At 71.5% G+C, this 20,547-nt stretch carries 17 protein-coding genes; 12 read left to right on the forward strand and 5 right to left on the reverse strand.

Annotation, left to right across the window (positions count from 1 at the left end; translation table 11 throughout):
* Positions 1-2 precede the first annotated feature (2 nt).
* A complete protein-coding gene (gene gatB, locus ABZ815_RS13990; RefSeq protein ID WP_357697772.1) occupies positions 3-1,490 on the forward strand; it encodes an Asp-tRNA(Asn)/Glu-tRNA(Gln) amidotransferase subunit GatB in 1,488 nt (495 codons plus the stop codon).
* Between the two features lie 189 nt (positions 1,491-1,679).
* On the opposite strand, the gene ABZ815_RS13995 is transcribed toward gatB, so the two are convergent.
* Genes ABZ815_RS13995 through ABZ815_RS14005 form a run of 3 tightly spaced genes read right to left on the reverse strand, consistent with a single transcriptional unit; the run spans position 1,680 to position 4,661 of the window.
* On the reverse strand, positions 1,680-3,203 hold the full coding sequence (locus ABZ815_RS13995) for a tripartite tricarboxylate transporter permease (protein WP_357697553.1): 1,524 nt from the start codon (positions 3,201-3,203) through the stop codon (positions 1,680-1,682).
* Position 3,204: 1 nt separating this feature from the next.
* Positions 3,205-3,690 (reverse strand): tripartite tricarboxylate transporter TctB family protein, encoded by a 486-nt coding sequence (locus ABZ815_RS14000; RefSeq protein WP_357697555.1) that lies wholly within the window; start codon positions 3,688-3,690, stop codon positions 3,205-3,207.
* Positions 3,690-4,661: a tripartite tricarboxylate transporter substrate binding protein gene (locus ABZ815_RS14005; protein WP_357697557.1), complete on the reverse strand. Its 972-nt coding sequence runs from the start codon at positions 4,659-4,661 to the stop codon at positions 3,690-3,692. The genes ABZ815_RS14000 and ABZ815_RS14005 overlap by 1 nt, the downstream gene beginning before the upstream one ends.
* A 144-nt stretch (positions 4,662-4,805) precedes the next feature.
* On the opposite strand from ABZ815_RS14005, the gene ABZ815_RS14010 reads away from it, so the two are divergent.
* The 3 genes from ABZ815_RS14010 (at position 4,806) to ABZ815_RS14020 (ending at position 9,117) form a co-directional block, all read left to right on the forward strand.
* Positions 4,806-6,371, forward strand: coding sequence for a sensor histidine kinase (locus tag ABZ815_RS14010; RefSeq protein ID WP_357697559.1), 1,566 nt, complete (start codon positions 4,806-4,808; stop codon positions 6,369-6,371).
* Positions 6,372-6,406: 35 nt separating this feature from the next.
* A complete protein-coding gene (locus tag ABZ815_RS14015) occupies positions 6,407-7,030 on the forward strand; it encodes a response regulator (RefSeq protein WP_357697774.1) in 624 nt (207 codons plus the stop codon).
* Positions 7,031-7,230: 200 nt separating this feature from the next.
* Positions 7,231-9,117, forward strand: coding sequence for a VanW family protein (locus tag ABZ815_RS14020; RefSeq protein WP_357697561.1), 1,887 nt, complete (start codon positions 7,231-7,233; stop codon positions 9,115-9,117).
* Between the two features lie 7 nt (positions 9,118-9,124).
* Here the strand turns inward: ABZ815_RS14020 and ABZ815_RS14025 are convergent, their stop codons facing one another.
* Positions 9,125-10,219, reverse strand: a complete 1,095-nt coding sequence (locus ABZ815_RS14025) for a PQQ-dependent sugar dehydrogenase (RefSeq protein ID WP_357697562.1) — start codon at positions 10,217-10,219, stop codon at positions 9,125-9,127.
* A 125-nt stretch (positions 10,220-10,344) separates the two neighbouring features.
* Here ABZ815_RS14025 and ABZ815_RS14030 point away from each other — a divergent pair, with 125 nt between their 5' ends.
* The 6 genes from ABZ815_RS14030 (at position 10,345) to ABZ815_RS14055 (ending at position 18,239) form a co-directional block, all read left to right on the forward strand.
* Positions 10,345-11,163, forward strand: coding sequence for a 2-hydroxyacid dehydrogenase (locus tag ABZ815_RS14030; protein ID WP_357697564.1), 819 nt, complete (start codon positions 10,345-10,347; stop codon positions 11,161-11,163).
* A 236-nt stretch (positions 11,164-11,399) separates the two neighbouring features.
* Positions 11,400-14,015, forward strand: a complete 2,616-nt coding sequence (locus tag ABZ815_RS14035; RefSeq protein WP_357697565.1) for a sensor domain-containing phosphodiesterase — start codon at positions 11,400-11,402, stop codon at positions 14,013-14,015.
* Between the two features lie 180 nt (positions 14,016-14,195).
* Complete coding sequence (locus tag ABZ815_RS14040; protein WP_357697567.1) at positions 14,196-15,962, forward strand: acetolactate synthase large subunit; 1,767 nt, start codon at positions 14,196-14,198, stop codon at positions 15,960-15,962.
* 9 nt (positions 15,963-15,971) lie between these two features.
* A complete protein-coding gene (gene ilvN, locus ABZ815_RS14045; protein ID WP_352318972.1) occupies positions 15,972-16,496 on the forward strand; it encodes an acetolactate synthase small subunit in 525 nt (174 codons plus the stop codon).
* A gap of 23 nt (positions 16,497-16,519) precedes the next feature.
* Positions 16,520-17,503 (forward strand): ketol-acid reductoisomerase, encoded by a 984-nt coding sequence (ilvC, locus tag ABZ815_RS14050; RefSeq protein WP_125637313.1) that lies wholly within the window; start codon positions 16,520-16,522, stop codon positions 17,501-17,503.
* Between the two features lie 103 nt (positions 17,504-17,606).
* Positions 17,607-18,239, forward strand: a complete 633-nt coding sequence (locus ABZ815_RS14055) for a class I SAM-dependent methyltransferase (RefSeq protein ID WP_357697569.1) — start codon at positions 17,607-17,609, stop codon at positions 18,237-18,239.
* Here the strand turns inward: ABZ815_RS14055 and ABZ815_RS14060 are convergent.
* Entirely contained in the window at positions 18,206-18,889 is a 684-nt protein-coding gene (locus ABZ815_RS14060) for a YoaK family protein (RefSeq protein ID WP_357697571.1), read from the reverse strand. The two genes, ABZ815_RS14055 and ABZ815_RS14060, sit on opposite strands and share 34 nt — an antisense overlap.
* Positions 18,890-19,061: 172 nt before the next feature.
* Here ABZ815_RS14060 and map point away from each other — a divergent pair, with 172 nt between their 5' ends.
* Positions 19,062-19,829, forward strand: coding sequence for a type I methionyl aminopeptidase (gene map / locus ABZ815_RS14065; protein WP_357697573.1), 768 nt, complete (start codon positions 19,062-19,064; stop codon positions 19,827-19,829).
* A gap of 214 nt (positions 19,830-20,043) precedes the next feature.
* The gene (locus ABZ815_RS14070) at positions 20,044-20,313 is read left to right on the forward strand and encodes a hypothetical protein (RefSeq protein WP_352318980.1); all 270 of its coding nucleotides are present in this window, start codon (positions 20,044-20,046) and stop codon (positions 20,311-20,313) included.
* Positions 20,314-20,547 lie beyond the last annotated feature (234 nt).

The following is a 20,547-nucleotide window of genomic DNA, read 5'->3' on the forward strand; positions in this document are numbered from 1 at the left end:
CCATGGTCTATGACGAAGCGCTCGACAGGTTCGAGCCGGTGCTCGGGCTGGAGACGCACGTCGAGCTCGGCACGAAGTCGAAGATGTTCTGCGGCTGCAAGACCGCCTTCGGCGCCCCGGCCAACACGCAGGTCTGTCCGACCTGTCTGGCGCTGCCCGGCTCGCTGCCCGTGGCCAACGCCATGGCCATCGAGTCGACGATCCGCATCGGCCTGGCGCTGAACTGCTCGATCGCCGAGTGGTGCCGCTTCGCCCGGAAGAACTACTTCTATCCGGACATGCCGAAGAACTACCAGATCTCCCAGTACGACGAGCCGCTCTGCTTCGACGGCTACGTCGACGTCGAGGTCGGCGGCGAGACCGTGCGCATCGAGATCGAGCGGGTGCACCTGGAGGAGGACACCGGCAAGTCCACCCACATGGGCGGCGCGACCGGCCGCATCCACGGGGCCGACTACTCGATCGTCGACTACAACCGCGCCGGCATCCCGCTGGTGGAGATCGTCACCAAGCCCATCCCGGGCACCGACCGGCTCGCGCCGGAGGTGGCCAAGGCGTACGTCACCGAGCTGCGCGAGATCATGCGCTCGCTCGGCGTGTCCGACGTGCGCATGGAGGAGGGCTCGCTGCGCTGCGACGTCAACGTCTCGCTCATGCCGCGCGGGGCCTCGGAGTGGGGCACCCGCACCGAGACCAAGAACGTCAACTCGCTGCGCAGCGTCGAGCGGGCGGTGCGCAGCGAGATCGAGCGCCAGGCGGGGGTCCTCGCCGAGGGCGGCAAGATCTTCCAGGAGACGCGGCACTTCCACGAGGACACCGGCACCACCACGTCCGGCCGGTCCAAGGAGGAGGCCCAGGACTACCGGTACTTCCCGGAGCCCGACCTGGTGCCGATCGAGCCCGACCCGGCGTGGGTGGCCGAGCTGAAGGCGGCGCTGCCCGAGCTGCCGTCGGTCCGGCGCAAGCGGCTGCAGGCCGAGTGGGGCGTGTCCGACCTCGACATGCAGGCCATGCACAACGCCGACGCGTTCGACCTGGTCGAGGCCACGGTCGCGGCCGGCGCCCCGGCGGCCGACGCGCGCAAGTGGTGGATGGGCGAGCTGGCGCGGCGCGCCAACGAGAGCGGCGTCACGCTGGCCGAGCTGCCCATCACGCCGGCCCAGATCGCCAGGGTCACCGAGCTGGTGGCCTCGGGCGCGCTCAACGACAAGCTCGCCCGGGAGGTGCTCGAAGGCGTACTGGCCGGTGAGGGCACGCCCGACGAGGTCGTCGAGGCGCGCGGCCTGAAGATCGTCAACGACGAGGGCGAGCTGTCGGCGATCATCGACCAGGTGCTGGCCGCCAACGCGGACGCGGCCGAGAAGGTGCGCTCCGGGAAGATCGCCGCCGCCGGTGCGCTGGTCGGTGGCGTGATGAAGGCCAGTCGCGGCAAGGCCGACGCGGCCCGCGCCCGGGAGCTCATCCTGGAGAAGCTGGGCGTCTCGGAGTAGGTCCGGCATATCGGCGGGGCCCCTGCTGGTCCCGCCGATCGGAGGAGGTCCGGCACATCGGCGGGCCCCTGGTGGTCCCGCCGATCCGGACATATCGACAGGGCCACCGAGGGGTCGCGCCCATGACCACCCGCCTCGGGGAAGCGGGCTCCAAGAACCACCGGGCGACGTTCCCGGTGGGCGGGCCGGTCAGTCCTCGCGTGACACGGGTGTGACCGCATCGACGCCCCGGCGTGCCATCAGCCGCCGCAACAGCGGCGTCAGCAGCGCGAGCAGGGCCAGGGCCAGGAGCACGGCGGCGATCGGGCTGCGTACCAGCACGCTCACGTCGCCCGCGCCGATGGCGAGCGCGCGGCGGAGCTGGATCTCGGCCATCGGCCCGAGGATCATGCCGATCACCGCGGGCGCGACGGGCAGGCCGAAGCGGCGCATGGAGAACCCGAGCAGGCCGAGGACGTACAGGACGAACAGGTCCACGACCGTGCCGTTCAGGGCGTAGACGCCGAGCGCGGCGAACAGCACGATCCCGGCGTACAGGTACGGCCGGGGGATGCGCAGGACGCGCGCCCACAGGGGAGCCAGCGGCAGGTTCAGCACGAGCAGCATCGTGTTGCCGACGAACAGCGAGGCGATCATCGCCCACACCAGGGCCGGGTTGTGGTCGAAGAGCTGCGGGCCGGGTTGCAGGCCGTACTGCTGGAAGGCGGCCAGCAGGATGGCGGCCGTGGCCGACGTGGGCAGGCCCAGCGTGAGCAGCGGGACCAGGGTCCCGGCCGCCGAGGCGTTGTTGGCCGCCTCCGGGCCCGCCACGCCCTCGATCGCGCCCTTGCCGTACTCCTCCTTGGCCACGCCCTTGGCCAGGCGCTTCTCGGCCGCGTACGACAGGAAGGTGGGGATCTCCGCGCCCCCGCCGGGCAGCGCGCCGAACGGGAACCCGAGCGCGGTCCCGCGCAGCCACGGCAGCCACGAACGCCGCCAGTCGGCACGGCCCATCCACGCCCGGCCCACGGGCACCACCTCGGGGGTGGCGTGCCGCAGCCGGGAGGCCACGTACAGGGCCTCGCCGACCGCGAACAGGCCCACCGCGACGATCACCACGTCGATGCCGTCGAGCAGCTGCGGGACGCCCAGCGTGAGCCGCGCCTGACCGGTCTGCTGGTCGATGCCGATCAGCCCGATCACCAGGCCCAGCCCCAAGGAGGCCAGCCCGCGCACGATCGAGCGGGACAACACCGACGACACGGCGGTGAAGGCCAGGATCGCCAGCGCGAAGTAGTCCTCGGGGCCGAACGAGATCGCGAAGCTCACCACGGCGGGCGCGGCCACCACCAGCAGCGCGGTGGCGATCGTGCCCGCCACGAACGACCCGACGGCCGCCGTGGCGAGGGCCTGCGCGGCCCGCCCGCGCCTGGCCATCTTGTTGCCCTCCAGGGCGGTGATCATGGAGGACGACTCGCCGGGCGTGTTGAGCAGGATGGAGGTGGTCGAGCCGCCGTACATGCCGCCGTAGTAGATGCCGGCGAACATGATGAACGCGCTGGCCGGCGGCACGGTGAAGGTGATCGGCAGCAGCAGCGCCACGGTCATCGCGGGCCCGATGCCGGGCAGCACGCCGACCAGGGTGCCGAGGGTGACGCCGATCAGGGCGTACAGGAGGTTGACGGGGGTGAGCGCGGCGGCGAAGCCGTCCATCAGGAGGTCGATCGAGCCCATCTCACATCACCCCGCCGAGCGGCCCGGCCGGCAGCGAGACGCCGAGCCCCTTGACGAACAGCAGGTACGTCGTCACGCCGAGCACCACGGCCACCACGGCGGCCCGCAGCCTGTGCTCGGCCCCGAGCACGACCGACAGGCCGAAGAACAGCAGACTGGCGCCGAAGACCCAGCCGAGCACGTCCAGGAGCGCGGCGAAGGCCAGGAAGACGCCGCTGACCAGCCCGACGCTGCGCCAGTCGGTGGGGGCGCCCGCGTCCACGTCCTCGCTCTCCTCGGGGTCGCCGGCGCCGCCGCGCAGCACGTCGATCACGTAGAACACGCCGATCAGCACCATGGCCCCGCCGACCAGCATGGGGAAGAAGCGCGGCCCGAGGCCGAGCCGGGAGGCCGCGGCCGAGACGTCGAGCGTGCCGACCACCACGAACACGCCCAGCGCGAGCACCACGACCGCCAGCCCGAGTTCGGGCCGCCACCAGCGAGCCATCAGGACACGAGCCCCATTTCGGCGATGATGCCCTTGACCTTGCTCTCCTCGGACTTCAGGTAGTCGGCGAACTGCTGCCCGGTCTGGAAGGAGTCGATCCAGCCGTTCTTGGCGACGGCGTCCTTCCACGGCTGGGAGTCGTGCATCTTGGTGACCAGGTCGGTGAGGGACTTCTTGGCGGCGTCGTCCAGGCCGCCGGGGGCGACGAAGCCGCGCCAGTTGGCCAGCTCGACGTCCAGGCCGCCCTCCTTCAGGGTCGGCGCGTCCAGGCCGGCCACGCGCGAGCCGCTGCTGACGGCCAGCGCCCGCAGCTTGCCGGACTTCACGTGCTCGGCGAACTCGCCGACGCCCGAGATGCCCGCGCTGACCTTGCTGCCCAGCAGCGCGTTGAGCGCCTCGCCGCCGCCGGAGTGCGCGATGTAGTTGACCTGCTTGGGGTCCACGCCGGCGGCCTTGGCCATCAGCCCGGCCACGATGTGGTCGGTGCCGCCCGCCGAGCCGCCCGCCACGGAGACCTTCGCCGGGTCGGCCTTCCACGCGGCCACCATGTCGGCCAGCGTCTTGAACGGGGAGTCCGCCGGGACCACGACGATCTCGTACTCCTCGGTCAGCTTGGCGATGGGCGTGGTCTCGGCCAGGGTGACCTTCGACTTGTTCTGCTCGATGGCGCCCACCATGACCAGGCCCATGGTCATCAGCAGGTTGCCGTTGCCCTTCTCGCCGGCGAGCTGGGCCAGGCCGATCGTGCCGCCCGCGCCCGGCACGTTGTAGACCTCGACCTTGCGCTTGGGGTCGGCCGTCTTGAGCGCCTGCTCGGCCGTGCGGGCGGTCTGGTCCCAGCCGCCGCCGGCCGCCGCCGGGGCCATGATCCGCAGGGACGCGTCGCCGCCGGAGGCGCCGGTCCCGCCGCAGCCGGACAGGGTGGTGACGGAGAGTGCCGCCAGGGCGGCGGCGAATACGCGCAAGCGCATGATCACTCCAAGGGGGATTCTCACAGTCGTAGGGCTGCGATGGTGATGCCCGTTCTCCGTCCGGTCGAGGCTTTGGGCGATTGCCGTCATAGTGGTCGTATTGGTCGCGACCTGGCCGTGACCTGGCTTTGTTTCCATGTGGGCGTGCGCAGGGTTACCGATGCCCCCCTCGGCACCCAGTTGTTCGTGCTCCAGATGGTGATCGTGCTGCTCGCCGTCGGCGGCACGGCCGGTGTGTGGGCCGGGCACACGCGGGAGCAGCTCGACGCGCTGCACCAGCAGCGCGCCCTGGCCATCGCGCAGTCGGTGGCCGCCCTTCCGCAGGTGCGCGACGCCTTCAGGCTGGAGAACCCGGAGTCGGTGCTGCAACCGCTGGCGCTCAGCGTCCAGCACGAGACCGGAGCCGACTACGTGGCCATCGCCAACGCCGACCAGAAGCGCTACGCCCATCCCAACGCCGCCCTGATCGGCAAACGGCTGTCCACCGACGGCACCGCGGTCCTGCGTACGGGACGGAGTTGGGTGGGCACCGAGACCGGCACGATCGGCACCACGGTCAGGGGCAAGACCCCCATCCGCGACGAATACGGCAACGTCATCGGCCTGGTCTCGGTCGGCGTGCTCCAGACCACGGTCACCGGCCAGCTCGGCGGCGCGCTGCCGCCGCTGATCTGGACGGCGCTGGCCGTGCTGCTGGCCGGTCTGGCGCTGGCCGCGCTGATCACCGCCCGGGTGCGCAGGCAGACGTTCGGGCTGGAGCCGCGCGAGATCGCCGAACTGCTGGAGCAGCGCGAGGGCGTGCTGCACGGCGTGAAGGAGGGCGTGCTCGCCCTCGACCTGGCCGGACGCGTCACGCTGGTCAACGACGCGGCCCGCGACCTGCTCGGCGACCTGGGGGCCGACGTGACGAGCATGCCGGTCTCCGAGCGCATGCGCGACGTGCTGACCGGCGCCGACCCGGGCGAGGACCGCGTGGTGCTGCACGGCGACCGCGTGCTGGTGCTCAACAGGACCCCGGTCGCCGTACGCGGCCGCCACCGCGGCTGGGTCGTCACCCTGCGCGACCGCACCGAGCTGGTCCGCCTGGCCCGCGAGCTGGACGACAGCAGCAGCGCGACCGAGGCACTGCGCGCCCAGGCCCACGAGTTCGCCAACCGCATGCACACGGTCGTCGGCCTGCTGGAGCTCGGCGAGCACGAGGCCGCGATCGGCTTCATCACCCGCACCACGGCCGGCGCGTACGCCACCGGCCTGCGCGAACGCGTCCAGGACCCCACGCTGGCCGCGCTGCTGCTGGCCAAGTCGGCGGAGGCGGCCGAACGCGGGGCCCGGCTGGTGCTGTCGGAGGACTCCGCCGTGCCCGAGGGTGCGCTCGGAGACCCGCAGGACGCCGTCCTGGTGGTCGGGAACCTGGTCGCCAACGCGATCGACGCCCTCGACGGCGCGGGCGGGACGATCGAGGTGTCGGTCGTGGCCGACGCCGAGGGCCTGCACGTCCGGGTCGGCGACTCCGGCCCCGGCATCACCCCCGAGCTGGTGGAGGAGGTCTTCAGGGAGGGCTTCACGACGAAGGCCGCCCACTCGGGGCCGCGCGGCCTGGGCCTGGCCCTGACCCGGCAGGCGTGCCTGCGCCGGGGCGGCTGGGTCCGGGTGCGCAACGCGGGAGGCGCCGTCTTCACCGCCCTGCTGCCCGCCGAGGCCCGCGCGTGAACGCGGTACGGGTCCTGGTGGTGGACGACGACTTCATGGTCGCCCGCATCCACAGCGGGTACGTCTCGCGCGTCCCCGGCTTCGAGGTCGTCGCGGTGGCGCACGGCGGGGCCGACGCGCTGGCCGCCGTGGCCGAGCTCCGGCCCGACCTGGTCCTGCTCGACATCTACCTGCCCGACATGTCCGGCCTGGAGGTGCTCAAGTCCCTCACCGACGTGGACGTCCTGATGATCAGCGCGGCCCGCGACGTGGCCACGGTCAGGGAGGCCATGCGCGGCGGCGCGGTCAACTACCTGATCAAGCCGTTCACCGCCGCCGCGCTCACCGAACGCCTCCGCCAGTACGCCGACACCCGCAGACGGCTCACCGCCATCGGCCCCCAGGCCCGCCAGGACGACGTGGACCGGCTCTTCGGCGCGCCCCGGCAGGCCGTCCCGGTGCCCAAGGGCCTGTCGCCGGCCACCTGCGCGCTGGTGGAAGGGGCGCTGCGCGAGGCCGGAGGGGATCTGTCGGCGGCCGAGACGGCCGAGCTCACGGGCCTGTCGAGGGTGAGCGCGCGGCGGTACCTGGAGCACCTGTGCGCCTCGGGCCGGGCCGAGCTGCATCCCAGGTACGGCACCGCGGGACGGCCGGAACATCGCTACCGGTGGCTAGGTTGACACACTTCCGTATTCGTTTCTCGTGACATAGTCGGATACTCGTGCCTTACTGTTGCCTGAGACTTGGCTGCGGACCGGGAGGAGATTGAGGCGTGCGAAACGCCGGACCGATCGAATCACCGACCGACCCGTTCGCCTCGGTGCCTCTGCCCACGTCGGGTGTCTCCAAGAAGCCGCGGATCGAAGGATTACCTCCGGGCGTGTCCCGTGACATCTTCGGCCCGCAGGACCAGCAGGAGCCCCGGCCGGCCCCAGGACCGAGCGCGCCCGGCGGTCAGACCGGCGGCGCGCTGCCACCCAAGGCGCCGCCCGCGCAGCCGTGGCCGATGAAGGACAAGGACCCCGCCGCGTCCGCCCCCGTGTTCGGGGGGAGCGGCGGCGACCGGCCGTCCTCCTTCGAGCCCGAGCCCGCCCGCCGGCGCCGCCTGCTGCCCGGCCTGCTCGTGCTGGTGCTCGTCCTGGCCGCGCTGGCGTACGTGGTGCCGGCCGTGATGATGTCGGGGGCCGTGCTGCGCGGCACCCGCGTCGGCGGCGTGGACATCGGCGGCCTGACCGTCACCCAGGCGGCCGACAAGCTGCGCACCGAGCTGGGCGCCAGGCTCAGCCGGCCGGTCACCGTGCAGGCCGGCGCCAAGAAGGACACCATCCAGCCCGACGAGGCCGGGCTCGAACTCGACGTGGTCGGCACCATCGGGCAGGCCCCCAGCGGCTTCCCCGGCCCGGTCGAGGTCTGGCGCGGTCTGACCGGCACGACCGACGTCCCGCCCAAGCTGACCATCGACACCTCGCAGCTCACCAGGACCGTCGAGGGCCTGGCCGAAGGCGTGGACAAGCAGCCCCGCGAGGGCAAGGTGGTCTTCTCCGGGCTGGTGCCGAAGGCCCGCATGCCCGAGGACGGCGTGCTCCTCGACCGGGACGACGCCGTGCGCCGGATCGGCGAGGCGTTCCTGCGCGGCGGCGGCGCGGTGGTGCTCACCATGCGCCCGGCCAGGCCCGCCACCTCGGCGGAGTCCGTCGAGTCGGCCCTGGCCGAGGCCAGGAAGGCCGTCTCCGCGCCCGTCACGCTGACGCTCGCCGGCAAGCAGGCCCAGCTCACCCCGGCGATGATCGCCGCCCACCTGTCCTACGCGCCCGGCGACGACGGCGCGCTCGTCCCCGAGTTCGACGCCGAGGCCGCGCTCGCGCCGGTGGAGAACAGCCTCGTGGACGCCACGCAGCAGCCGCGCGACGCCACGTACCAGATCGTCGGCGACAAGCCGGTGCTGGTGCCCGCGCGCAAGGGCAGGGGCGTGAACGCCAAGCTGCTGGCCCGGGACATCGAGAAGCTGTTCGGCTCGGACGGCCCGCGGACCGTGGAGGTCAAGCTCGGCGTGGTCACCCCGGAGGTCACCACCGGCCAGATCCGCGGCCTCGGCATCAAGGAGAACGTCGGCACGTTCAGCACGACGTTCGACTGCTGCCCGCCGCGCGTCACCAACATCCGGCGCATGGCCCAGGAGCTCGACGGCAGGCTGGTCAAGCCGGGGGAGACGTTCTCGCTCAACGAGGCGACCGGCGAGCGCACGGTCGAGGACGGCTACGTCCAGGCCGGCCAGATCGTCGGCGGCCGGATGGTGGACATCGTCGGCGGCGGGGTCTCCCAGTTCGCCACCACCATGTACAACGCGGCCTTCCTCGGCGGCTTCGACCTGGTCGAGCGCGAGCCCATGGACTACTACGCGCCCTCCTACCCCGCCGGGCGCGACGTGGCGCTGCTCTACCCCGACCGCGACCTCAAGTGGCGCAACGACTCCGAGTACGGCGTGCTGATCAAGACCACGACCACCCCCACGACGGTCACCGTCTCCCTGTGGAGCACCAAGCGGTACGACAAGATCGAGGCGGTCGAGTCCGAGCGGCGCGACTTCAAGCCGTTCGGACGGGCGACCAGCGGCGAGGCGGGCTGCGTGGCCGCCATGGGCCAGCAGGGGTTCACGATCGACGTCACCCGCGTGTTCTACAAGGACGGCGAGGTCGTCAAGAAGGACAAGAAGCTGGTCACCAAGTACCGGCCGCAGACCGCGCTCACCTGCGGCGCGCCCGGCTAGGACCTGGCTAGGACAGGGGGACCGAGATGATCCGGTCGTCCCCCGGACGCGGTGAGCCGCGGCCGTCCTTGTTGCTGGTGCTCACCCACAGGGCGCCGCCGGGGGCCGCGGTGACCGCGCGCAGCCTGCCGTAGCGGCCGGTCAGGCGGCCCACGGGCGTGCCCGGCGAGCCGTCCCGGCCCAGCGGCACCTGCCACAGCCGCTGGCCGCGCAGCGTGCCCACCCACAGCGCGCCGTCCGCGTACGCCATCCCGGACGGCGACGCCTCGCCGGTGGACCAGGTGAGGATGGGGTTGACGAAGCGGGCGTCGTTCCCCTTGCCCTCGACCTCCGGCCAGCCGTAGTTGGCGCCCGGCCGGACCAAATTGATCTCGTCGTAGGTGTTCGCGCCGAACTCCGAGGCGTACAGGCGGCCCGCGATGTCCCAGGCCAGGCCCTGGACGTTGCGGTGGCCGTAGCTGTAGACGAGCGTGCCGAACGGGTTGCCGGGGGCGGGGGCGCCGTCCGCGGTCATGCGCAGGATCTTGCCGCCGAGCGAGTCGCGCCGCTGGGCCAGCTCGCGGTCGCCGGTCTCGCCGGTGGTGGCGTACAGGTAGCCGTCGGGGCCGAAGGCGAGCCGGCCGCCGTTGTGGATGCCGCCCTTCGGGATGCCCTGCACGATGACCTGCTCGTCGCCGAGGCCGTCGTCGCCGAGCCGGTAGCGGACGATCCGGTTGTCCTGCTCGGCCGTGTAGTACAGGAAGACCTGCCGGTCCTTGACCGCCACGCCCAGCAGGCCGCCCTCGCCCTCGGGCCGCGCGCCGGTGATCCGGCCGACCTCGGTGACCTTGCCCGCGGGGGTGACGCGCAGCAGCCTGGCCGTGTCGCGCTCGGTGACCAGGGCGTCGCCGCCGGGCAGGAAGGCGATCGCCCACGGCACGGCCAGGCCGGTCGCCACGTCCTTGGGCGCGCCGGGCGCCACGGCCGCCGGCACGGAGGCGGTGGGAGCGGTCGCGACGGAGGTGACGGCGGGGGTGGGGACGGAGGCCGCAGGGCGCGTCTCACCGTCGCCGGAGCAGGCGGTGAGCGCGGCCAGGAGCACGATCGTCCAGAGCTTCCTCATGTGTTCCATACTTCCCCGCGGGTCGTAAGGTTCTCGGCATGAAGATCTGGGTTCCGTCCGAAGCGGCGGCGGACGTCCTGTCTGACCTGCCGGGCGTTGAGTGCGCTGTTTACGATGGTTCGTCCATGCCGGACGGCATCGAGGACGTCGAGGTCTGGATCCCGCCGCTGGTCGTGGTGCCCGGCGTGGCGGAGACGCTGGCGCGGATGCGCTCGCTGCGGCTGGTGCAGACCGTCACTGCGGGGGTGGAGCCGTACCGGCCGCACCTGCCCGAGGGCGTGGTGCTGTGCAACGCCCGCGGCGTGCACGACGCCGGCACCGCCGAGTGGGCGGTCGGCGCGATGATCGCGGTGCTCAGGGAGTTCCCCGGGTTCACCGACGCCCAGCGCAGGGGTGAGTGGACCTACCACCACACCGGCGTGCTCGCCGACTCCACCGTGCTCATCGTCGGCCACGGGTCCATCGGCGCGGCGGTCGAGCGGCGGCTGAGCGGCTTCGAGGTCGAGGTCGTCCGGGTGGCCAGGAGCGCGCGCGAGGGCGTGCACGCCATGGAGGAGCTGCCCGCGCTGCTGCCGGCGGCCGACGTCGTGGTCCTGCTCGTGCCCGCCACGGCCGACACCGCCGGCATGGTCGACGGCGCCTTCCTGGCCCGCATGAAGGACGGCGCCGTCCTGGTCAACGCCGCCAGGGGCGGCGTGGTCGACACCGAAGCCCTGATCGCCGAGCTCAAAACCGGTAGGCTACGCGCCGCGCTCGACGTCACCGCGCCCGAGCCGCTGCCCGAGGGCCACCCCCTCTGGAACGCGCCGGGCGTGCTGATCACACCGCACATCGCGGGCAGCACCCCCGCCTCCGTGCGACGCACGCTCCGGCTGATCCGCGAGCAGCTCGGCCGTTTCCTCGCAGGTGAAGAGTTGATCAACGTCATTACCGACTCGTATTGAGAGGATTCCGGAACGTGGCTGGTCCGTGACCTTTTCGTGCGTACGGTGGCGTCTGCAGGGAGTTCCTGACTCGCTGTCAAGGAACTCTTGGCGGAAATTGGTCTGTGTGGTTATCAGATCGGTGACGACATCGGCGTTGTCACCACCCGCGCATCCGCGACCGCACACACTGGCGATGTGCCCGCCGGGCTTCGGCGGACACTGGTGCAGGGTTCAAGACAGGATGGGCAACGACTGTGATCCGCTGGCGTGATCCACGGGCGCCGCTGGCCGCCGCAGGGGCGGCAGGAGTGGTGGCGTTCGCCGCCGCGCTCCTCGCGGGCGGGCCGGCCCTGCTGACCGGGGCCGTGGCCGGAGGCGTGGCGGCCCTCGTCGCCGCCGCCTCGCTGCTGGGGGTCTCGCTCAGGTCGGCCGAACACCGCTCGACGGCGATGGCCGCGCGCTGGATGGGCGGCGGCGCGGTCGTGTGGGCCGCGGGTGTGGCGCTGCGCTCGGTCGCCACGAGCTTCGTCGTCGGCTTCGCCGACCTGTTCGTCCTGCTCGGCACCGTGATCATCGCGGGCGGCGCGCTGATCGCCGCCGACCGCAGGTTCCCGGCCAAGGTCGTGCTGAGGCATCTCACGGACGCGTACCTGTGCGCGGCCTCGCTCTTCCTCATCGGCTGGGTGGTCGCGCTGCGCCACTACTACGAGGACACGGGCGACGCGCCCACGTTCACGTTCGCCATGGTGCCGCCGATGATCGCGTTGCTCGTCACCTGCGGGGTGATCCCCTCGGTGCTCAACAGCAGGGCGGGCTCCTGGCTGCTCGGCCTGGCCGGGGTGGGCGTGCTCGCCACCATGACCGTGGGCGGGCTGTCGGCCGCCATGGCCCGTCTGTCCGGCGAGCAGCCGCCCATGTGGACCGTCATGCTCGTGCCCGTCGCGCTGCTGCTGCTGGCCGCCGTGCCCTGGGGGCCGCGGGCGCGGCCGGTGGGCGGTCCGGTCGTGCGCAACGTGGTCGCGATGATGCCGCTCGCGCTCGTCGCCGTGGCCGCCTGCACGCTGCTGGCCCACCTCGCGGGCTCCCGCGCCGCGCAGCCGGTGACCGGCGTCGTGGTGGTCGCGGTCTCCGTGGTGCTGCTCCTGCTCGTCCGCCTGTTCGTGCTCTCGGCGGCCTCCATCCGGCTGCGCGGCCTGGTCTCGCTGGGCGAGCGGCAGCTCAGGGAGCTGGCCGAGAGCACCGGCGACGTGGTGCTGCTGTGCGACTACGAGGGCGTGGTCCACCAGATCGGCGCCGGCGTCGAGGTCACCTACGGCTACCCTCCCGAGGACCTGGTCGGCGGCTCGATCTTCGACTACATCCACCCCGAGGACGTCCCCGGCATCCAGGCCGCGATGCGCGCCATGACCACCGACGAGGAGGGCGCCGCGCCGGGTGCCTGCATGATCGCCTGCCGGGTGCGCGCCGCCGACGGCACCTGGCGGCCCACCGAGTCCGTCGCCACCCGCCACATCGGCGGCGACGACCTCATGCTCGTCACCACCCGCGACGTCAGCGACGAGGAGGCCCTGCGCAACCAGGTCGCCCACCTCACCTTCCACGACGGCGTCACCGGGCTGCCCAACCGCGCCTACTTCGAGGAGCGCACCCGCGAGGTGCTGTCGGGCCGCACGTCCGGCAACGTCGCGGTCATCTTCCTCGACCTCGACGGATTCACCTCGGTCAACGACTCGGTGGGGCACGCCAGCGGCGACTACCTGCTCGGCCAGGCCGCCCGGCGGCTGCGCGGGGCCGTACGCGCCGACGACACGCTGGCCCGCTGGGGCGGCGACGAGTTCGCCGTGCTCGTGGAGACCGGCGGCGACGCGCAGATGGCCGTGGACATGGCCGAGCGCCTGGTACGCGCGGTCTCCCAGGAGCCGTTCCGGGTGGCCGACCGCGACGTTGCGCTGACCGCGAGCGTGGGCGTGGCCTTCACCGAGGACGGCCTGCCCGCCGGCGACCTCATGCGCAACGCCGATGTGGCGATGGCGCGTTCCAAGGAACTGGGCGGCCGCCGGGTCGAGGTGTTCGCCGCGCAGATGCACGCCGACGTCGTGCGCCGCCTGGAGCTGGCCGCCGACCTGCAGCGGGCGCTCATCGAGCAGCAGTTCGCCATCGAGTACCAGCCCGTGGTCGATCTGGCCACGTCCCGGGTGACCGCGGTGGAGGCGCTGGTGCGGTGGTGGCGGGGCTCGGTGTTCGTGCCGCCCGAGCAGTTCCTCGGCCCGGCCGAGGACACCGGGCTGATCGTGCCGCTGAGCGAGTGGATCCTGCGCGAGGCGTGCCGCGAGGTGGCCGCCTGGCGGGCCTCGTCCTGGGACATCGGCCTGTCGCTCAACCTGTCGGCGCGGCAGATCACCGCCCCCCGGTTCGTCGAGACCGTCGAGCAGGCGCTGGCCGAGAGCGGCCTGCCCGCCTCCGCGCTCACCCTTGAGGTGATCGAGGAGATGCTCGTCGAGGACGCCGAGGAGACCATCAAGCGGCTCTCGGAGCTGCGGGCGCTGGGCGTGCGCCTGGCGATCGACGACTTCGGCACCGGCTACGCCTCCCTCGCCTTCCTCCGGCAGCTCCCGGTCGACATGATCAAGATCGACCCGTCGTTCGTGTCCGGGCTGGGCAGGGACGACACGCTGACCCTGCTCACCCGGACGATCGTGCGGCTCGGCCACGACCTCGGGCTCACCGTGGTGGCCGAGGGCATCGAGCGGCCGGAGCAGCTGGAGCTGCTGCGCGAGATGGGCTGCACCAGGGGGCAGGGTTTCCTGGTGGCACGTCCCATGGCGGCGCGCGGCGTGGACAGCCTGATGCGGACGAGTCTCACCGTTTGAGACTCGTGTCCCGCCAAGTTGACACCGGGGCGTTCTGAGCGGCTATGGTGTAAGCCATGCTTCGCAGTGAGATTCTCGTAGTACTTCGCCGGCGCGCAGGCCGATAGCGAAGCACTCCGACCTGCGCGCCGCCCCAGACCCACCTCCGCCGGTGGGACGGGGCATTTTTTATGTCCTTAAGTGAGTAGCCACGCAAGGAACGAGCCGATGACCGAACGGATGACAGGTGCACAGGCCCTGGTGAGGGCGCTGGAGCACGTGGGAGTCGACACCGTGTTCGGGATCCCGGGCGGCGCGATTCTGCCCGCCTACGATCCCCTCTACGACTCGACCAAGGTCCGGCACGTGCTTGTACGGCACGAGCAGGGCGCCGGCCACGCGGCCGAGGGTTACGCGCAGGCCACCGGCAAGGTGGGCGTGTGCATGGCGACCAGCGGCCCCGGGGCCACCAACCTGGTGACGCCCATCGCCGACGCCTTCATGGACTCGGTGCCGATCGTGGCGATCACCGGCCAGGTCGCCGCGCCGATGATCGGCACGGACGCCTTCCAGGAAGCCGACATCTCCGGCATCACCATGCCGATCACGAAGCACAACTTCCTGATCACCGATCCGGCGGACATCCCCCGCACGATCATGGAGGCGTTCCACATCGCCTCGACCGGCCGTCCCGGCCCGGTGCTGGTGGACATCTCCAAGGACGCCCTGCAGGCCCAGACCACCTTCAGCTGGCCGCCTGTCATGCAGCTCCCGGGCTACCGCCCGGTCACCAGGCCGCACTCCAAGCAGATCCGCGAGGCCGCCAAGCTGATCGCCGAGTCGCGCAGGCCCGTCCTGTACGTCGGCGGCGGCGTGCACAAGGCCGGCGCGTCGGCCGAGCTCCTGCAGCTCGCCGAGTTGACCGGCATCCCGGTCGTCACCACCCTGATGGCGCGGGGCACGTTCCCGGACAGCCACCCCCAGCACATGGGCATGCCGGGCATGCACGGTAGCGTCTCGGCCGTGGGCGCCCTGCAGAGATCCGACCTGATCATCGGGCTGGGCGTGCGCTTCGACGACCGGGTGACCGGCAACCTGTCCTCGTTCGCGCCGCAGGCCAAGGTCGTGCACGCCGACATCGACCCCGCCGAGATCTCCAAGAACCGGCACGCCGACGTGCCCATCGTGGGCGACTGCAAGGAGGTCATCAGCGACCTCGTCGGCGCGATCCAGGCCTCGGGCCAGAAGGGCGACTACACCGACTGGTGGACCGTCCTGAACGGCTACAAGGAGACCTACCCGCTGGGCTACGAGACCTTCGAGGACGGCACGCTGGCCCCCCAGTACGTGATGGAGCGGCTGAGCGCCATCGCCGGGCCCGACGCGTACTACGTGTCGGGGGTCGGGCAGCACCAGATGTGGGCCGCGCAGTTCATCGACTACGAGAACCCCGGGACGTTCATCAACTCCGGCGGTCTCGGCACGATGGGCTTCGCCGTCCCGGCCGCCATGGGCGCCAAGATGGGCCGGCCGGAGGCCACGGTGTGGGCCATCGACGGCGACGGCTGCTTCCAGATGACCAACCAGGAACTGGCCACCTGCGCGCTGGAGGGCGTGCCGGTCAAGATCGCCGTCATCAACAACGGCAACCTCGGCATGGTCCGCCAGTGGCAGACGCTCTTCTACGAGGAGCGTTACTCCAACACCGACCTGCAGACCGCGCGTCGCATCCCCGACTTCGTCAAGCTGGCGGAGGCCTATGGTTGTGTGGGCCTGCGATGCGAGCGCGCCGAGGACGTCGACGCGACCATCAGGAAGGCCATGGAGATCAACGACGTGCCGGTCGTGATCGACTTCGTCGTCCACCAGGACGCCATGGTGTGGCCCATGGTCGCGGCCGGCACCAGCAACGACGACATCAAGATCGCCCGGGACATGGCGCCGAAGTGGGAGAACGAGGATGACTAGGAGCGACCGATGAGCAGGCACACGCTGTCCGTGCTCGTGGAGAACAAGCCGGGCGTTCTCGCACGTGTTTCCGCGCTGTTCAGCAGGCGGGGGTTCAACATCGACTCGCTCGCCGTCGGGCCCACCGAGCACGACGACATCTCGCGCATCACGATCGTGGTGAGCGTGGAGGAGCTGCCCCTTGAACAGGTCACCAAGCAGCTCAACAAGCTGGTCAACGTCCTGAAGATCGTCGAACTGGACCCGTCGCAGTCCGTTCAGCGCGAGCTCATGCTGATCAAGGTCAAGGCCGACGCCGAGAACCGGTCGCATGTGCTCGAACTCGTCAATCTTTTCCGCGCGCGCTGCGTGGACGTCGCGGCCGACGCGGTGACCATAGAGGTCACCGGCACTCCCGACAAGCTTGAGGCGTTCGTCAAGGTCCTTGAGCCGTTCGGGATCAAAGAGCTCGTCCAGTCGGGCATGGTGGCCATCGGCCGCGGCGCCCGTTCCATTACCGACCGGTCCCTCAGGGCACTGGACCGTACCGCCTGAAAGGTTCTACAGAAGTGACCGAGATCTACTACGACGACCAGGCCGACCTGTCGATCATCCAGGGACGTCATGTGGCCGTGCTGGGGTACGGCAGCCAGGGCCACGCCCACGCGCTCTCCCTGCGTGACTCCGGCGTCGACGTGCGCGTCGGCCTCCCCGAGGGCTCCAAGAGCCGCGAGAAGGCGGAGAACGACGGGCTGCGGGTCGTCACCCCGGCCGAGGCGGTGGAGGAGGCCAACCTCACCATGATCCTCGCGCCGGACCACATCCAGCGCCACCTGTACGCCGAGCACGTCGCCCCCAACCTCGTCGAGGGCGACGCGCTGTTCTTCGGCCACGGCCTCAACATCCGCTACGGCCTCATCGAGGCGCCCGAGGGCGTCGACGTCTGCATGGTCGCCCCGAAGGGCCCGGGTCACCTGGTCCGCCGCCAGTTCGAGGCCGGCCGCGGCGTCCCGTGTCTCGTCGCCGTCGAGAAGGACGCCTCCGGCAAGGCCCTGGACCTGGCGTTGTCGTACGCCAAGGGCATCGGCGGCACCCGCGCCGGCGCGCTGCGCACCACCTTCACCGAGGAGACCGAGACCGACCTGTTCGGCGAGCAGGCCGTGCTGTGCGGCGGCGTCTCCGAACTGATCAAGGCGGGCTTCGAGACCCTCATCGAGGCCGGCTACCAGCCCGAGGTCGCCTACTTCGAGTGCCTCCACGAGATGAAGCTCATCGTCGACCTCATGTACGAGGGCGGCATCTCCAAGATGTACTGGTCGGTCTCCGACACCGCCGAGTACGGCGGCTACACCCGCGGCCCGCGCGTCATCACCGACGAGACCCGTCAGGAGATGCGCCGCATCCTCGGTGAGATCCAGGACGGCACCTTCGCCCGGCAGCTCGTCGAGGAGTTCGACGGCGGCCAGAAGGACTTCACGCGCTACCGCGAGGAGCTGGCCGAGAACCCGATCGAGAAGACGGGCGCCAAGCTGCGTCCGATGATGAGCTGGCTCAAGGGCTGACCTTCGCGCCGCACGTCGCCCGCCCGCTGCACGGTCAGCGGGCGGGCGACGTCTTTTCCCCGACTTCGGGGGGTTTCGGGCGGTCCGATGGCATGATGCCGGGATGCCCTTCGATCACAACGATCACTACCACCGGGCGATGGCCCGGCTCGTGCCCGGAGGAGCCCGTACGGCGCTCGACGTCGGCTGTGGCACCGGGCGCTTCGCGCGGCGGCTCGCGGGCCTCGGGATCGAGGTGGACGCGGTGGACCCGGCCCCGGAGGTGATCGAGGCCGCCTCGGCGTCGCCGGTGGACGGCGTGCGGTTCGTGTGCGCCGACGTCACGCGCATGGAGCTGCCCCCGGGGCGCTACGACTACATCTCCTGCCTGGCCAGCCTGCACCACATGCCGTTCGGGACGGTGGCGGCCCTCCGGGACGCGCTGGCGCCCGGCGGGGTGCTGGCCGTCCTCGGGTGCTACGCGGAGCGGACGACGGCCGACTTCGTCTGGAGCCTGGCGGCCGTACCGGCGAACGCGGCGGCACGGGTGGCGGTGGCGGCGGGGGAGCGGGCGGGAGGGCGGGACGGAGGGCGACGTGCCGTGCATGTGCCCGCGCCTGTACGGCCGCCGGAGATGTCCCTGGAGGAGGTCCGGCGGGAGGCGGCGTCGCTGCTCCCCGGCTTCTCCCTGCGCCGGCGGCTCTTCTGGCGTTACCTGCTGACCTACCGCAAGCCGTCCTGGCCTTCACCGCGGTGAGCGCGGTCTCCGGAGGTGAGGGCCCAGGCGGCGATGGCGGCGGCGACCGTGGCCGGGGCGATGAACGGCGTGAGCGGGTGGTGCAGGCGTAGCGCCAGGGCCGCGATGACGGCGCCGGAGACCACGCAGAGCACCACGCCCAGCGGGCGCAGCATCCCCGAGCGCGGGCCGACCGCCCGGCCCGCCAGGCTGGTCAGCGTGCCCGTGAGGTAGGTGGTGGACAGCCCGGGGCCGCCCGCCCAGCGCGTGACCGCGCTCTGCAGGCCCATCGCCGTCCCCGAGGCGGCGATCAGCGCCGGACGCGGCAGCACGTGCGCCGCCCATCCGGCCGCCACCAGCACCAGCAGCGCCAGCTCGGCGAGCAGCACCGCCAGCGGACGCGCCGGCACCGCCGCCGGCGGATCCCGTCCCGCGGACGGGGTGCGGCCCAGCAGGGTGAAGCCCGCGGTCAGGCCCAGGCAGAACGTGGCCAGGGCGAGGCCCGAGCGGATGACGTGCGAGGTGTCGCCGGTGCCGATGGCCAGGCCGAGAAGGACGATGTTGCCGGTCATGTTCGCGGTGAACACCTGGCCGAGCGCAAGGAAGCTCAGCGCGTCGACGGCCCCTGCCGCGAGCGCCAGAGCGAGCATCGAGAACCGTCCGAAACGCATACTCCGAGCACTATAACGGTTACTCTACGTAATTAGTCAATGAGTCGGGTGTTATCGGGTCCGTCTAGAGATCCCCGTCCGGTCTTGGGGTTCGGCGGGGAGTCTTGAAGCCCCCGTGAAGCGTGATAATAATACCGGTATAGTTATCGCGCCGAGGGCTGGGGAGGCCGCTGTGATCACGCTCAAGACCGCCGGGGAGATCGACGCCATGCGGGAGGCGGGCCGCGTCGTGGCCACCGTGCACGCCGCCGTCAGGGAGCGGGCCGCCGTCGGGGTGTCGCTGCTGGAGCTCGACGAGGTGGCCCGCGAGGTCATGCACGAGGCAGGGGCGCGGTCGTCGTTCCTGGGCTACCACCCGTCGTTCGGGGCCATGCCGTACCCGGGGGTGGTGTGCACGTCCGTGAACGGGGTCATGCTGCACGGGTTGCCGACGCCGTACCGGCTGCGCGACGGCGACCTGCTGAGCGTCGACTTCGGCGCGCACGTGGACGGCTGGCACGCCGACGGCGCGGTCAGCTTCTCCGTCGGGCACGCGCGGGCCGAGGACCTGAAGCTCGTCCAGGTGGCCGGCGAGACGCTGGCGGCGGGCATCGCGGCCGCCGTGCCCGGAGGCCGGATGGGCGACATCGGCCACGCGATGTCGCTGGTCGGCCGCGGCGCCGGCTACGGCATGCAGAACGACTTCGGCGGCCACGGCATCGGCCGGGCCATGCACGAGTCGCCGTTCGTGCCCAACGAGGCGCGCGCCGGGCTGGGACTGCGGCTGCGTCCCGGCCTGGTGATCGCCATCGAGCCCAGCCTGATGGCGGGTGGCGACGACGAGTACCGCATGGCCGAGGACGGCTGGTCGGTGTGCTCCGGGGACGGCAGCAGGAGCGCCCACGTCGAGCACACGGTGGCCATCACCGCCGACGGCCCGGTGGTTCTCACCCTCCCCTGAGAGGACGCGTCAGCGCGGGGTCACGGCGGAGCCGGATATTCCTCTGCCGCGTACACCTGTCGGTCAAGAAGGGCGGGCTGTGTCATCCCTTCCCTCATGCCGCGTGTTTGCGCAGGTAAAGACAGAAATACCGGCGTTTGTTGAAAGAGGGCCTAGGGCAAATCTCCTCCCGATAGCTACGGAGAGTAGTCGATAGGTATCAAGGAGAATCGATATGTTCAGACAAGGGCTCATCCTGGCCGGGCTCGTCGGCGGGATGGTCATGGTCGGCGGCTCGGCTCTAGCGGCGACCCCTCACATGGCCTTCGTCCCTCACTCCGACGAGGACCCGGGCCGGGTTCTCTTCGTCTGCGGTGACGAGAACATCTTCGCCCGTGGCGAGGTCGACAACAGCACCAGCGGTGTGCTCGTCCTCGAGACCGGCGACATCCTGAGCCAGATCCTCGGCATCAAGAGCAAAGACACGAAGTGCGCTGTCAGCTGACGTAATTCCTCAGCGGCTGAACTGCGTGACCGAGGGGTCCGCCCGTCCGGGCGGGCCCCTTTGCCGTGCCGCGACGCGGCGTGGCGTGGCCTGTGCCGGTCCCCCGGTGGAGGGGGGCGGGCCCGGCCGCGGTCCGGTGTGCGGGGGGACGTGCGGCGCGGGCCCGCCGGGAGGGAGCGTGCCGGGCATTCGGTGGGACGACCGGCTTGGGGGTGTGGCCGGTGACGGCCCGGC

It is taken from the genome of Nonomuraea sp. NPDC047529 (genome assembly GCF_040642995.1).
Taxonomy (GTDB): Bacteria; Actinomycetota; Actinomycetes; order Streptosporangiales; family Streptosporangiaceae; genus Nonomuraea.

Bases quoted from the DNA above. Each gene is read 5' to 3' on its own strand.
- ilvN (WP_352318972.1), top strand. From the start codon at position 15,972: ATGAGCAGGCACACGCTGTCCGTGCTCGTGGAGAACAAGCCGGGCGTT.
- ABZ815_RS14015 (WP_357697774.1), top strand. From the start codon at position 6,407: ATGGTCGCCCGCATCCACAGCGGGTACGTCTCGCGCGTCCCCGGCTTC.
- gatB (WP_357697772.1), top strand. From the start codon at position 3: ATGGTCTATGACGAAGCGCTCGACAGGTTCGAGCCGGTGCTCGGGCTG.
- ABZ815_RS14030 (WP_357697564.1), top strand. From the start codon at position 10,345: ATGCCGGACGGCATCGAGGACGTCGAGGTCTGGATCCCGCCGCTGGTC.
- ABZ815_RS14005 (WP_357697557.1), bottom strand. From the start codon at position 4,661: ATGCGCTTGCGCGTATTCGCCGCCGCCCTGGCGGCACTCTCCGTCACC.
- ABZ815_RS14055 (WP_357697569.1), top strand. From the start codon at position 17,607: ATGCCCTTCGATCACAACGATCACTACCACCGGGCGATGGCCCGGCTC.
- ABZ815_RS14025 (WP_357697562.1), bottom strand. From the start codon at position 10,219: ATGAGGAAGCTCTGGACGATCGTGCTCCTGGCCGCGCTCACCGCCTGC.
- ABZ815_RS14000 (WP_357697555.1), bottom strand. From the start codon at position 3,690: ATGGCTCGCTGGTGGCGGCCCGAACTCGGGCTGGCGGTCGTGGTGCTC.
- ABZ815_RS14060 (WP_357697571.1), bottom strand. From the start codon at position 18,889: ATGCGTTTCGGACGGTTCTCGATGCTCGCTCTGGCGCTCGCGGCAGGG.
- ABZ815_RS14070 (WP_352318980.1), top strand. From the start codon at position 20,044: ATGTTCAGACAAGGGCTCATCCTGGCCGGGCTCGTCGGCGGGATGGTC.
- ABZ815_RS13995 (WP_357697553.1), bottom strand. From the start codon at position 3,203: ATGGGCTCGATCGACCTCCTGATGGACGGCTTCGCCGCCGCGCTCACC.